Origin of the sequence: Microbacterium sp. ZW T6_19 (assembly GCF_044987465.1) — a bacterium.
In the GTDB taxonomy this organism is placed as follows: Bacteria; Actinomycetota; Actinomycetes; order Actinomycetales; family Microbacteriaceae; genus Microbacterium; species Microbacterium natoriense_A.
Genome location: NZ_JBJDRH010000005.1, coordinates 158,590 through 171,317, shown reverse-complemented (window position 1 = coordinate 171,317; position 12,728 = coordinate 158,590). Strand labels below are relative to the sequence as shown.

The window sequence follows — 12,728 nt, the reverse complement described above, 5'->3', positions numbered from 1 at the left end:
TGGTCAGACCGTTCCCCCCTCGACGATATACACGTTGAATTGGCTGGGGCTGGTGGGCTGGAGTCTCTTGTCCAGTCGGGCGAGCAGTTGCTCGAGAGCGGGGGCCGTGGCTTCTTCGGCGTGGTAGCCCACAGTGGTGAGGGGTGGGGTGGTGAAGCGGGCGAGCGGAATGTCGTCCATGCCGAGCAGGGCGAGGTCCTCGGGGACGCGCCAACCTCTTTCGTGAGCGGCGAACAGGAGCGCTGCGGCGACCTCGTCGTTGTAGCAGCCTACGGCGAAGCCCGGCTCGCCCAGGCTGTCCAGCGCCGATCGGGCATCGTCGGCGGTGATGCCGAGGTGCAGGATCCTCGGCTTGTCGAGGCCGGCGGCGGCGCACTCCGCAGCGAAGAGAATCTCGCGCGGGCCGCCGAAAGGATCGGTGCGCGTGTCTCGCAGATGGGCGAACGCGAGCCTCCGGTAGCCGCGGTCCATGAGATACCGCGCCTGGAACGCCCCGATCTGGGCGTTGGAGTCGAGGGAGAGCGATTCATCCGGCTCTAGGAGCTCCACGCCCTGCCGCAGGACGACCTCACGCTGCGGGTCGGGCAGTCTCTCCAATGAGATGATCAACCGGGGCGACAGGCTCTTGACCACCCGATCGAGAGATGCGGCGTCATGGCCGGCCAGACGCAGGACGAGCGTCAGCCCGCGCTTCGCCAACTCATCGGTCATGGACGCGTAGATGTCCTGCAGGTTGTGGCCGAACGTCGTGTTCGGGATGAGAGCGATGACGACATCGCTGGACCCGCGCGCGAGGGTCCTCCCAGCGGAGGACGGCTCGTACCCCAGCTCAGCGACAGCGCTGGCCACCTTCGCACGCGTCTCCTCTGCGAAGTACTCAGCCCGACCGTTGAGAATCTGGCTGACAGTGGATCGTGAGACGCCAGCTCGATTCGCCACGTCCTGACTGGTGGGATTCATCGGAGCCCTCCTGACTACGTGCGTCAGCTTACCGAGAATGGCCACATCGATCCGATGTCCGGGCCCGCAGCGAGCATCCTACGCGCGCGACGGTGCGGACGGGCCTCGTCTGGAAGGCGAGGCGCGGTATCGGAGTCCGGGCCAGCGAAACAAACACAGCCCAGCACTTGTGTTTCGGCAGTTGACACGCAACAATCAGTCATTGACGCGCGTCAACGCTGGTTTTCTGACTTGGCACATCCGAGTCGAACCGCCGACTGGCAACGCCGCCTCTCTACCGACAAAGGAGTCCTCTATGAAGAAACCCGCTACCGTCCTGCGGGCGGCGGCCGTCGCCCTCGCTGCGACGCTCGCCCTTTCCGCGTGCACCGGTCAGAGTCCGTCCTCCGACACCAACTCCGACCTGACGCTCTCCCTCTCCGTGCAGGCGCCCACCGCCGACCTCTCGGTCGGCAACTTCACGGGCGGCGACCCGACCGTCGTGTACGCGATCTACGATCGACTGGTCGCCCAGGGCATCGACGGGAAGCTCGTCCCGTCGATCGCCGAGTCATGGGAGGCCACCGAGAACAACACGGTCCTGACCTTCAAGCTCCGCGACGGACAGAAATTCTCCAACGGAGAGACGCTCGACGCCGCCGCGGTCGTGTCCTCGATCGAGGCGTCGAGGGTCGGCCCGGGAAGCTCAGCCCAGTTGACTTCGATCTCGTCGGTCGAGGCGCCGGACGCGTCGACCGTCGTCATTCGCTTGAGCTATCCCGATGCCGGCCTGATCTATCAGCTGGCGGCCAATCCCGGAATGATCGGTGCTCCGAGCCTGCTCGGCTCTGAGGAGTCTAAGCTCTCGCCGATCGGATCGGGCGCGTACGTGCTCGACAAAGAGGGCAGCACGGTCGGCTCGTCCTACCGACTGACCCGCAATCCGGATTACTGGGACGTGGACGAGTACCCGTACGCCACGATCGACATCTCGGTCATCGCCGACCCGACGGCCGTGCAGAACGCGATGAAGACGGGACAGATCGACTGGGCCCTGCTGGGGTCACCTGATCTCGCTTCACAGTTCCAGGGGAGCGAGTTCATCATCGGGGAGAGCCTTCCCTCCGCCATCGGCGTTCTGATGCTGACAGACCGCGCCGGCACCGTCGTCCCGGCCCTCGGCGATGTTCGCGTTCGACAGGCCATCAACCTCGCCATCGATCGCGATGCGATCGCCGAGAAGCTCACTGCGGGCTCGGGTGAAGCGACGGCACAGATGGTCAGCCCCGCGGGCGACGCCTACGACCCGGCACTGGATGACACCTACCCGTACGACGTCGATAAGGCGAAGTCGCTCATGGCTGAGGCCGGCTACGCGGACGGGTTCAGCGTCACGATGCCCAGCACCGTCCTCTCCACCACCTTCGATGCGACCATCGCACAACAACTCGGCGAGATCGGCATCTCGGTCACCTACGAAACCGTTCCGTTCCAGGACCTCTACTCCAAGCTCTACGCCAACGCGTACGGCATGTTCTGGTTCTACAACGGGTACTCGGGCAGCGATGCCAAGGACATCTCGCAGGTTCTGTCCGGTTCCTTCAACCCCGAGGCGACGACGACTCCGGAGCTCACCGCTCTGCTGGACGCCGCGGGGGCCGCACCTCTCGAGGAGCAGGGCGCCGCATTCCGCGCGGTGAACAAGTACTTCGTCGATGAGGCCTGGTTCGCCCCGGTGAACGCCGCCGCCGGTATCTGGGTCTCGTCGAAGGACGTGACGTACACGCCGCCGGTCTCGATCGGCATCTCCCTGCTCGCCTACCAGCCGGCGAGCTGACCGAACCGACACCGGCGGGGGCGCGGGAACCCGTTCCCGCGCCCTCCGGAGGCTCACATGATCACCTACATTCTGCGCAGACTCGGAGCAGGACTCGTCCTGATCTTCATCGTCACCGCCATCACGTTCTTCCTGGTCCACGCCGCCGGGGTGCCCGTCGCGAACAACCTCGCCGGCCCGCAGGCGACGGCCGAGCAGATCGCCGCCATCAACGCGCAGCTCGGGCTCGATCGACCCGTCCTCGAGCAGTACTTCACCTGGATCAGCGGCTTGTTCACCGGTGATCTCGGACGCTCCTACTTCTCGAGTGAGCCCGTCGTGGACGCCATGTCGAGCCGGCTGCCTGTGACCCTCTCGGTCGTCGTCTTCGCAATGCTCATCACTCTCGTGATCAGCGTCGTCCTCGGTGTTGCCGCAGCTGCCCGTCGCGGCACCCTCGACGTCGTCATCCAAGCGATTGCGACGATCTCCAACGTCTTCCCCGGGATCATCCTCGGCATCGTGCTCGTCTTCATCTTCGCGATCACGCTCCGCCTGGTACCGGCCGTCGGCTACACCCCACCGGACGAATCGGTGCCCCAGTGGCTGGCCTCGATCGTGCTTCCCGCGATCGTGCTGTCCATCGGGGGCATTGCTTCGCTGTCCGCGCAGATCCGCGGATCGATGATCGACGAGCTCAGCAAGGACTACGTCCGGACGCTGCGCAGCCGGGGCGTCTCGGAGCGGTCCATCCTTCTCCGCCACGCCCTGCGCAACGCGTCGGGTCCCGCGTTCACCACGTTCTCGCTCCTGTTCATCAGTCTTTTCGGCGCTGCGCTGTTCGTGGAGAAGATCTTCGCCCTTCCCGGATACGGGACGTTCGGATACACCGCGACGATTCAGGGCGATCTGCCGATCATGCTCGGGCTCACCCTCTTCGCGGTCTGTCTCGTCGTCGTCGTGAACCTGCTTGTCGATCTCGTCAGCGGCTGGCTCAACCCGAAAGCACGTGTCTCATGAGCACCCCCAACGAACTCGACGCTGTCGTCCCCTCTGAGGACCTCGCTTCCCCCAAGCGGGCAGGTGCCTTCCGCCGCCTGTTGCGCAACCCGCTCGGCATCGGCGCGCTGATTACCCTGGCAGCCATCGTCGTGCTGGGGCAGTCGGCACCACTGTTCGGTGTGCACGACCCGGCTTTCAGCTCGCTGGATGCCGTGAATGCGCCTGTCGGCACGCCGGGGTACCTTCTCGGCGGGGACCAGTACGGGCGCGACATCCTTGCGCGACTCCTGTTCTCCATCAACGTCTCGCTGATATCCGGCGCGATCGGCGCCGGGGTGTCGGTCGTGATCGGTACGGTGTTCGGCCTCATTGGCGGCTACATCGGCCGCACCACCGACGCGGTCACCTCGTGGATCTTCAACCTTCTGATGACCTTCCCGGCGCTCGTGCTCGTCCTGGTCCTCTACCCCGTCACGGGCGGGTCCTACCAGGTGATGATGGTGATCTTCGGGATCTTCCTCGCACCGGGGACATACTGGCTGGTGCGCAACATGGTCGTCGGCGTGCGCTCCGAGCTCTATGTGGATGCCGCGCGGGTCGCGGGGCTCTCGAACCGACGGATCCTGTCTCGCCACATCCTTTTCATCGTCCGCGGACCGATCATCATCTCGGTGGCGTTCCTCGCCAGCAGCGCGATCGGCATTCAGGCGGGACTGGCCTTCCTGGGCCTGGGATCCACCCTGGTGCCCAGCTTCGGCAGCATGACCGGCGACGCCTTCGCCAACATCTACCTGCACCCTGAGCAGCTCGTCTGGCCTTCTCTTCTCCTCGCGCTCCTGACCGGCTCGATCATCCTGCTGGGGAACGCCTACCGGGACGCACTGGCCGGCCCCCAGATGCCGGTGCGCCGGAAGACGAGCACCCCACCGCTCGCGCGCAAGGCGTCCTCGAGCGTCGAGATCGCGACGGCGTCCTCCGGGCTGCTGTCGGTGCGCAATCTACGGGTCCGCTACCCCCAGGCCGACGGTGGCGAGAAGTACGTCGTCGACGGAGTGTCACTCGACATCGCTCCAGGAGAAGTCGTGGGTCTGGTCGGGGAATCCGGATCGGGCAAGACCCAGACGGCGTTCTCCATCCTCGGCCTGCTCCCTCCCGAAGCCGGAGTCGAGGCGGACGTCCTCAGCCTGGCCGGCGAATCCCTCCTGGGCGTCTCCCCCAAGGAGATGCGGCGGCTGCGCGGAGGCGTCATCGCCTACATCCCGCAAGAACCCATGTCCAACCTGGATCCGTCTTGTACGATCGGCAACCAGCTGATCGAAGGGCTGCTTTCCGCGATGTCGCGGCGGGAGGCGAAGGCGATCATTCTCGAGCTTCTCGAACGCGTCGGGATCCGCGATCCCGCGCGGGTCTACGCATCCTACCCGCATCAGATCTCCGGAGGAATGGCGCAGCGCGTCCTCATCGCCGGGGCCGTTGCCGGCCGCCCGAAGCTCCTGATCGCCGACGAGCCGACCACTGCTCTCGATGTGACCGTGCAGGCTGAGATCCTCGATCTGTTGCGTGGGCTGCAAAGAGAGCTCGGAATGGGCGTCCTCTTGGTGACTCACAACTTCGGGGTCGTTGCAGACCTCTGCGACCGGGTCGTCGTCATGCAGAACGGAAGCGTCGTGGAGACGGGCGCAGTGCGCGACATCTTCCACCGCCCGACTGAGGAGTACACCCGCGAACTCGTCGGCGCCATCCTCGACGAAGAGACCGTCCGCACCGACCCCGTGCCAGTCCCCGACGCGCCGTCCCCCCAGGAGCTCACTCGATGAACACTCTGCTGCAGGTCTCCGATCTGCGACTCCACTACCCGCGCGTGGGCCTTCGGGCCACGCCGCCGGAAATCCTCCGCGGGATCACCCTGCAGATCGCGGCGGGCGAGACGCTGGGGCTCGTCGGGGAGTCCGGCTCGGGCAAGACAACGCTTGGTCGAGCCGTCCTCGGGCTTGCCGAGCCTTCGGCCGGCGCGATCCGGTTCGCCGGCGCCGACATCACCCATCTGAGTGCGAAGCGCCGACGCCCGCTGGCCAAGGACATTCAGGTGATCTTCCAAGACCCGTACTCGTCGCTGAACCCGGCGATGCAGATTGCGGATATCCTCGCTGAGCCCCTCGTCGCCCAGGGCGCCACGGCCGCCGACGCGCGCGGCTCAGTGCGCTCGCTCCTCGACAAGGTCGGGCTGCCGGCGGACGCCGCACGCCGGTATCCGCGGGAGTTCAGTGGCGGACAACGGCAGCGCGTGGCCATCGCCCGGTCTCTCGCGCTCAGACCCCGACTGATCGTCTGCGACGAGCCCGTTTCTGCTCTCGATCTCACCACCCAGGCCAGAGTGCTCGACCTCCTCATCGATATCCAGCGCGAGACGGGAGTCGCGTACCTCTTCATCACTCATGATCTGCAGGTAGTGCGCCATGTGAGCCATCGCATCGCCGTTATGTACCAGGGCGAACTGGTCGAGACAGGATCCGCGGCCGACGTCACGTCGAATCCGCAGAACGAATACACCCGCAATCTGCTCCTGGCCTCCCCGACAGCCGACCCTGATCGCCAACGAGAGCGGCGCGAGTTGCGGAGGACGCTGCGCGTGACCACGACGAACGTCGTGACTCAGTCACGTTGAAAGGTCCACGGCTCACCCACACTCGCCTCGTGCATCCGTGATCCGCTCGCTTCGAGCATCCCGGCGAGTGGCAGTCGTCCTGGTGCTACAACCGTCCGTACTCTCTCCGGTAGTGTCCTGGCGACAATTGATAGCGCCTTTTGAACGCGCGGCTGAACGTCGCTGCGTCGAGGAAGCCGCACTCAGTCGCGACCTCAGCCAGTGTGGACGTGCTTGGGCGCGAAAGGATGGTCGCTGCGCGTGCAAGGCGTTGGTTGCGGAGGTAGTGAGCAGGCGTCGTGTCAGCGTTCGCGAATGCGTCGTATACCGAGCGAATCGACAAGTGGTGGGCTCGTGCGACGGTCGCAACAGACACCTCAGGGTCGGATTGGTTCTGGCGAATATAGCGTGTGAGCTTGTCGTGCATAGGGCCGGTCACTGACCTTTCCGCGCGGCCGTCGGCCCTCAGCAGCTGCGAAGCCATCTTCGTAGCAACTTCTCCCAATTCCGCGCGCATGTCTCCATCCATCAGTTCGATGTCGTCCCAGAGACTGAGCACGAAGGTCGACAACATCCTCAACCGGGGGTCGTCTCGGCGTATGAGCGTTGCGGCAAGCTCGTCGATCTGAGCCTGGCGCAGACCGAGCAGACCCCTCCCTATCCGGAGTGTTACTTGCTTCTGTCGTCCGAGCCGGTGGTCGAACGCGTAGGGGTTGAGGGGATCGAACACGGACGCGGAGCCGGGCACCATCTCCGCACTCCGACCGTTTTGGTAAAGGAAGCCTGCCGAGTGCGTCTGCACGGCAAGGAAGACATCGTCGGTATCGGCGTGCTTCGCGAGAGCCGATGTGCGCTCGACGAGCGCCGGACCCGTGGCCAGTTTGAAGACCGAAACCTGCGACGCGAGCGCGTGCGATTCGAACCGGGCGGCGAAGGAATCTCCTGTCCGCGAGAGACGCAGGGGAACGATCTGCTCAGAGACGATGTTCTCCCATTCCACCGCATCCGCTGCTCGTAGACGTCCCATGATCTGAGCCTGCACACGCATCGTTGCCGACATGTTGCGGGCGGATAAGGATCTTGTTTCGATCCTCCAAGCCGTACGGCGAGCTGCAGAAATCGCCCGGTTCCTCGCTCGTTTCGTCATAGACCGACGCGGACGTCGACTGAAAGCCTCAACTGGTCGGAACTCGAGAACGACCGGGCTCCCCCGCCTCATGCCGCTGTCGGCAGTCGATTGAAGGAGAACAAATGCACAAGCCTCCCACTGGAGTTTCACGCCGCGGGTTCCTTGCGACTTCGGCTGTGGCCGTGGCCGCCGGCATGGTGGGGTTGGGGAGTACAGATTCGGCCGCGGCGTCTTTCCGTGGTGTCGCGTCGAGCGGCCTTCCTCAGTCCAGCGTCAAACCCGATCCATCGAAGTCGACCTTCAAGGTCGCCGCAGTACAGGCTGAGCCGGTCTGGTTCGACATGGACAAGACGGTCGAGAAGACCATTGCCTTGATGGCCACCGCGGCCCAGAACGGCGCCGACATCATCGCGTTCCCTGAAACCTGGCTGCCCGGGTATCCCAGTTTCATGTGGTTCGGCGACAAGGCCTACCGGGCTCCGTTCATCAAACGATACCTCAACGCCTCTCCGGTCGCGGGCGGTCCGCAACACCGAGAACTTGAGAAAGCGGCCAAGCGATTGAAGATTCATGTCGTGCTCGGCCTGAGCGAGCGCAAGGGCAACAGGATGTACATGGGGATGTGGGTCATCGACGATAAGGGCAAGACGATTCTCAAGCGCCGGAAGGCGAAGCCCTCCGGTCGCGAGTGGGACATCTTCACCTCCGGAGACGGCGACGACTTCACCGTCGTGCCCAGCAAGGTCGGCCGGATCGGCGCGTTGAGCTGCAACGAGAACCGACGCCCGCTCGCTCGTGACGCGATGTATACCCAGAACGAGCAGATCCATGTGGCGGCGTGGCCGCACTTCGGCCTGCTGCCCGACGTGTGGCAGATGAGTGCGATCACCAGCATGGAATCCAGCGCGCAGTACGCGGGGGAGGGCGGGGTCCTCACCCTCGCTCCCTCAACCATCGCCACGGCTCCGTACATCGCGTCGCTGAACCTGTCGGCGGCTGACCGCGCGAGTCTGCTCCCGGGCGGAGGTTCTACGCGGATCTTCCTGCCCAGCGGCGAGCCGGTCTCGGACGGTCCCGATCTGGCGCCGGACGTCGAAGGAATCGTCTACGCCACAGTCGACCGGGCAACCGTCGTACACGCACAGACAGGCTACGACGCCAAGCCGTTCAAGATTCCGGCGAACGGCAAGCGTCCCTAGAACTCGCTCTCGGGGGTTCGTTATGTGGGGCCACCACAGCGGGCCATCAGCTCACTTTGCATTCGAGGGCGCTTCCGGGCGCGAATTGACACGTGACACCTGGCGTGGTCTACTACTCGTTATCACGTGACAATGACGTGGAAGTTCATCCCCTTCCGGCTAGCACCGGACGACAAAGGAGTCACGATGTCCGACAATCCCTTCTCGTCTGCCGTGGCGGGGGCGCCCGCTTCACCGGCCCAGGAGACTCTCGTCGCGGATACTCAGGCCGAGAACACACCGACCGGCACGGTGCGCACGCCGGTTTCGCGCCGCTACGTCACGTTCCTGCTTCTCGGTATGTTCGGCGCCTATGTGGCGCTGGTGGCACCGATCGGCCTCACTCTGTCGCTGCGCGTCCAGGAACTGGCACCGTCGAACGTCGAGGTGCTCGGATACGTGATCGGTATCGGCGCGATCGTGACGACGATCGTCGGCCCCCTCGCTGGCCTCTGGAGCGATAGGACACGTTCGCGCTTCGGCCGCCGACGCCCCTTCGCCTTCGGCACTGCCCTCATCGGCTTCGCCGGTCTGGTCGTGATCGCTCAGGCTCCCAACGTGCCGGTTCTGCTCGTCGGGTGGATCGTCGCCGCGATCGGCTGGAACGGCAGCATGAATACGCTGATCCAGTCGCAGGCGGATCGTCTGCCCGAGTCGCAGTACGGTCGTGTGGCCGGGATGTCCGGATTCATCCAGATGGTCGCGCCGGTCGCGGGTATCGCTCTGGCCAGCTCCTTCATCGGCAACAACGCCCTCGTGTTCCTCGTGCCCGGGGGTGTGGGTCTGCTTGCGATGATGGCCTGGGTCCTGTTCGTCAAAGAGCGTGATTCCAGGGACGCGGTGTTCGAGGACAAGATCAGTGGCGGAAAGCTGCTCAGGAGCTTCGTCTTCAACCCGCGCCAGTACCCGGACTTCGCATGGAACTGGCTAGCCCGATTGCTGTTCATGACCGGCGTCACCTTCGCGTCGACCTTCAGTTCGCTGTTCTTCGCTTCTCGCCTCACCGCGAGCGGCCAGGTCGCTGACATCGGAAGCGTCATCATCGTCTTCTCGACGATCGGCATCGCCGTCACCGGCGCCGGAGCTCTCCTCGGAGGGTTCCTCTCGGACAAGCTCAAGCGCCGCCGTGCTTTTGTCCTCGGATCGGGCATCGTCTATACCGCGGGATCCATCACGCTCGCTTTTGGCGGCACCGACTTCGCCGTTCTCCTCTTCGGCTCATGCCTCACAGGACTCGCATTGGGTGTGTTCTCGTCCGTTGACCAGGCGATCGTGCTCATGGTGCTGCCAGAGAAAGACGACAACGCCGGTCGCTTCCTCGGCATCAACGGATACTCCGGGTCGATCGCACAGGCGGTGGCCCCTCTGCTCGCCGCTCCTCTGATTCTCATCGGCGTCAGTCAAGGCGAAAAGAACTACGGCCTGCTCTTCCTGGTCGCCGCCGGGCTCACCATCGTCGCCGGAATCATCGTGCAGTGGAAGGTGAGGAGCGTGCGCTGAACCGTCGCTGCGCTCTCGCGCGACGACCTTCACTCCCACCGGTGTCGCGCATCGACCGTCGATGAATCGAAACACAACAGGGCGGCGTATGCGCTCACCACGAAGGATCAAGCATGACTAACACCCCATTCTCTGCACCGGCGTCCGCCCTTCCGGAGAGTCGCATGGTCACGCCGCTCTACCGCGACGTCGACGCGCCCGTCTCGCTCCGCGTCGACGATCTCCTTGCGCAGATGACCGTCGAAGAAAAGGCCGGGCAACTCACCCAGTACTTCCATTTCGGAGTTCCGCAGCTCCCCGCGGACTTCGACATCGACGCGCTTCCCCCCGAGCACCGTGCTTTCCTCGACCAGCCCGTAGCGGTCGAAACTGCGCTGGAGCAGGGGAAGGTCGGGTCCGTCCTCTTCGTCACGGATGTGAGCCTGACCACCCGGCTCCAGAAGATCGCCGTCGAGCAGACCCGTCTCGGGATCCCGCTCCTGTTCGGCTTCGATGTCATCCACGGCTTCCGAACCATCCTTCCCGCCCCGATCGCCCTTGCCGCGAGCTGGAACCCGGATCTCATCGAGCAGTCGCAGACGGTCGCAGCCCGCGAAGCGCGGGCCGTCGGCATCCACTGGACGTTCGCGCCCATGATCGACATCGCCCGCGACCCTCGCTGGGGACGAATCGTCGAGGGCGCCGGAGAGGACCCGGTACTCGGTGCCGCCGTCGCAGCGGCCCAGGTCCGCGGCTTTCAGGGAGACCTCGCCGACGACCGTATCCTCGCCGGTCCCAAGCACCTCGCCGGTTACGGTGCCGCCCGTGGCGGGCGCGACTACGACGACGCCGAAGTCTCCGATTCCGAGCTGCGCAATGTCTACCTTCCCCCGTTCCGCGCGGCGATCGAGGCCGGTGCGGCGAATGTGATGGGCGCCTACATGGATCTCAACGGCGTGCCGGCTTCCGCGAACCGGTGGCTGCTCACCGAGATCCTGCGCGACGAGATGGGATTCGATGGCTTCGTCGTCTCCGACGCGAACGCCGTCCGCTCGCTGGAGACGCAGCATTTCGCGAAGGATCTGACGGACGCAGCGGTTCGCGCCCTCGAGGCCGGACTCGACATGGAGATGGCGATTTCGGATGCCGCGTTCTCCCGCCTCCCTGACGCCGTCGCCGAAGGGCTCATCGACGAGAGCGCCCTCGACACCGCTGTTCGTCGGGTGCTCGAGGCGAAGTTCCGCCTGGGCTTGTTCGAGCAGCCCTACGCCGACGCCTCCACCGTCGACGAAGTGCTCGACGCGATCGAACATCGCGAGGTCGCTCAGCTCGCCGCGGAACAGTCCTTCGTGCTCCTCAAGAACGCCGATCGTGCTCTCCCGCTGTCGGCGGAGCGTCTCGGCACGGTCGCGGTCATCGGGCAGCTCGCTGACAGTCAGCGCGACATGCTCGGCCCGTGGGTCTTCGACCACGACACCGCGGAGACCGTCACGATCCTCGACGGTCTGCGCTCCCGGCTCGGAGACGCCGCAGTCGTGCACGCGCCAGGGGCGGGGATCCTCGAGCGGAAGTTCCCTTCCGCTTTCGATCGAGCCGACCCGACCATCACCCCTACTCCAGAGGACTGGGATGACGACGCTGAGATCGAGCGCGCGGTGGCTACCGCTACCGCAGCCGACATCGCCGTGGTGGTCGTGGGTCAACGACAGAACCAGGCCGGTGAGAAGGCCTCCACCTCGACGCTGGACCTGCCCGGCCGCCAGCAGGAGCAGCTGGAGAAGATCGCCGCCACCGGCACACCCGTCATCCTCGTCGTCGTGTCGGGCCGTCCTCTCGACCTTCGTTGGGCGAACGAGCACGTCTCGGCGATCCTGCAGGTCTGGTACCCCGGCACCCGTGGGGGTGACGCTGTCGCCTCGATCCTGCTCGGCGAGACTTCGCCCGCCGGCCGACTGCCGTTCACCTGGCCGCGCCACGTCGGACAGGTGCCGCTCATCTACTCGCACCTGCGGACTTTCGAACCTCAGGAGCAGTCGACCCGGTACTTCGAAGAGGAGAGCACGCCGCTATTCCCCTTCGGGCACGGCCTTTCCTACGCAGAGTTCGAGTACTCCGACCTCCGTGTCGACCGGGCCACGATGGCCGTCGGCGACACCGCGCTGGTCTCCGTCGATATTCGTAACACCTCGGAGCGAACCGCAGATGAAGTGGCCCAGTTGTACATCCACCAGAGGTACGGCGCCTCGTCCCGCCCGATCCGCGAACTCAAGGGGTTCGAGCGCCTGACACTCAGCCCCGGTGAGCAGCGCACGGTCACCTTCCCTGTCGGTCCGGAGCAGCTGCGCTACTGGAGCGCCGCCACGAGAACTGAGACTCAGGACGCCACGACAATCGAACTCGGCATCGGCCCGTCGTCGGCGACCGCGCTCGACGCCACCCTCATCATCACCCCGGCCCATATTCGATGAGAAAGCAGGAGAT

9 protein-coding genes are annotated in these 12,728 nt (G+C 65.1%); 7 read left to right on the top strand and 2 right to left on the bottom strand.

The features are described from left to right. Window positions 1–3 precede the first annotated feature (3 nt). Window positions 4–960 carry a LacI family DNA-binding transcriptional regulator gene (locus tag ACI3KT_RS09735; protein WP_292904441.1) on the bottom strand — a complete coding sequence of 319 codons (957 nt, stop codon included), beginning with the start codon at window positions 958–960 and terminating at the stop codon, window positions 4–6. Between the two features lie 295 nt (window positions 961–1,255). Here ACI3KT_RS09735 and ACI3KT_RS09730 point away from each other — a divergent pair, with 295 nt between their 5' ends. Genes ACI3KT_RS09730 through ACI3KT_RS09715 form a run of 4 tightly spaced genes read left to right on the top strand, consistent with a single transcriptional unit; the run spans window position 1,256 to window position 6,422 of the window. Next, the gene (locus ACI3KT_RS09730) at window positions 1,256–2,776 is read left to right on the top strand and encodes an ABC transporter substrate-binding protein (RefSeq protein WP_404903929.1); all 1,521 of its coding nucleotides are present in this window, start codon (window positions 1,256–1,258) and stop codon (window positions 2,774–2,776) included. Window positions 2,777–2,833: 57 nt separating this feature from the next. Beyond that, window positions 2,834–3,775, top strand: coding sequence for an ABC transporter permease (locus ACI3KT_RS09725; RefSeq protein ID WP_292904445.1), 942 nt, complete (start codon window positions 2,834–2,836; stop codon window positions 3,773–3,775). Further along, window positions 3,772–5,574, top strand: coding sequence for an ATP-binding cassette domain-containing protein (locus tag ACI3KT_RS09720; RefSeq protein ID WP_404903927.1), 1,803 nt, complete (start codon window positions 3,772–3,774; stop codon window positions 5,572–5,574). The genes ACI3KT_RS09725 and ACI3KT_RS09720 overlap by 4 nt, the downstream gene beginning before the upstream one ends. Further along, complete coding sequence (locus tag ACI3KT_RS09715) at window positions 5,571–6,422, top strand: ATP-binding cassette domain-containing protein (RefSeq protein WP_404903925.1); 852 nt, start codon at window positions 5,571–5,573, stop codon at window positions 6,420–6,422. Before ACI3KT_RS09720 ends, ACI3KT_RS09715 begins: the two co-directional genes overlap by 4 nt. A gap of 85 nt (window positions 6,423–6,507) precedes the next feature. On the opposite strand, the gene ACI3KT_RS09710 is transcribed toward ACI3KT_RS09715, so the two are convergent. Further along, a complete protein-coding gene (locus tag ACI3KT_RS09710) occupies window positions 6,508–7,428 on the bottom strand; it encodes a helix-turn-helix domain-containing protein (protein WP_404903923.1) in 921 nt (306 codons plus the stop codon). 284 nt (window positions 7,429–7,712) lie between these two features. On the opposite strand from ACI3KT_RS09710, the gene ACI3KT_RS09705 reads away from it, so the two are divergent. From ACI3KT_RS09705 to ACI3KT_RS09695, 3 genes are all read left to right on the top strand, one after another. After that, window positions 7,713–8,729: a nitrilase-related carbon-nitrogen hydrolase gene (locus ACI3KT_RS09705; protein WP_404903921.1), complete on the top strand. Its 1,017-nt coding sequence runs from the start codon at window positions 7,713–7,715 to the stop codon at window positions 8,727–8,729. A gap of 186 nt (window positions 8,730–8,915) precedes the next feature. Beyond that, window positions 8,916–10,268: an MFS transporter gene (locus ACI3KT_RS09700; RefSeq protein ID WP_292904455.1), complete on the top strand. Its 1,353-nt coding sequence runs from the start codon at window positions 8,916–8,918 to the stop codon at window positions 10,266–10,268. Window positions 10,269–10,381: 113 nt separating this feature from the next. Then, window positions 10,382–12,715 carry a glycoside hydrolase family 3 N-terminal domain-containing protein gene (locus ACI3KT_RS09695; RefSeq protein WP_292904457.1) on the top strand — a complete coding sequence of 778 codons (2,334 nt, stop codon included), beginning with the start codon at window positions 10,382–10,384 and terminating at the stop codon, window positions 12,713–12,715. Window positions 12,716–12,728 lie beyond the last annotated feature (13 nt).

What these genes read in the sequence shown, in the direction of transcription:
- ACI3KT_RS09720 (WP_404903927.1), top strand. Translation starts at nt 3,772, where the DNA reads ATGAGCACCCCCAACGAACTCGACGCTGTCGTCCCCTCTGAGGACCTC.
- ACI3KT_RS09715 (WP_404903925.1), top strand. Translation starts at nt 5,571, where the DNA reads ATGAACACTCTGCTGCAGGTCTCCGATCTGCGACTCCACTACCCGCGC.
- ACI3KT_RS09735 (WP_292904441.1), bottom strand. Translation starts at nt 960, where the DNA reads ATGAATCCCACCAGTCAGGACGTGGCGAATCGAGCTGGCGTCTCACGA.
- ACI3KT_RS09700 (WP_292904455.1), top strand. Translation starts at nt 8,916, where the DNA reads ATGTCCGACAATCCCTTCTCGTCTGCCGTGGCGGGGGCGCCCGCTTCA.
- ACI3KT_RS09725 (WP_292904445.1), top strand. Translation starts at nt 2,834, where the DNA reads ATGATCACCTACATTCTGCGCAGACTCGGAGCAGGACTCGTCCTGATC.
- ACI3KT_RS09710 (WP_404903923.1), bottom strand. Translation starts at nt 7,428, where the DNA reads ATGGGACGTCTACGAGCAGCGGATGCGGTGGAATGGGAGAACATCGTC.
- ACI3KT_RS09695 (WP_292904457.1), top strand. Translation starts at nt 10,382, where the DNA reads ATGACTAACACCCCATTCTCTGCACCGGCGTCCGCCCTTCCGGAGAGT.
- ACI3KT_RS09730 (WP_404903929.1), top strand. Translation starts at nt 1,256, where the DNA reads ATGAAGAAACCCGCTACCGTCCTGCGGGCGGCGGCCGTCGCCCTCGCT.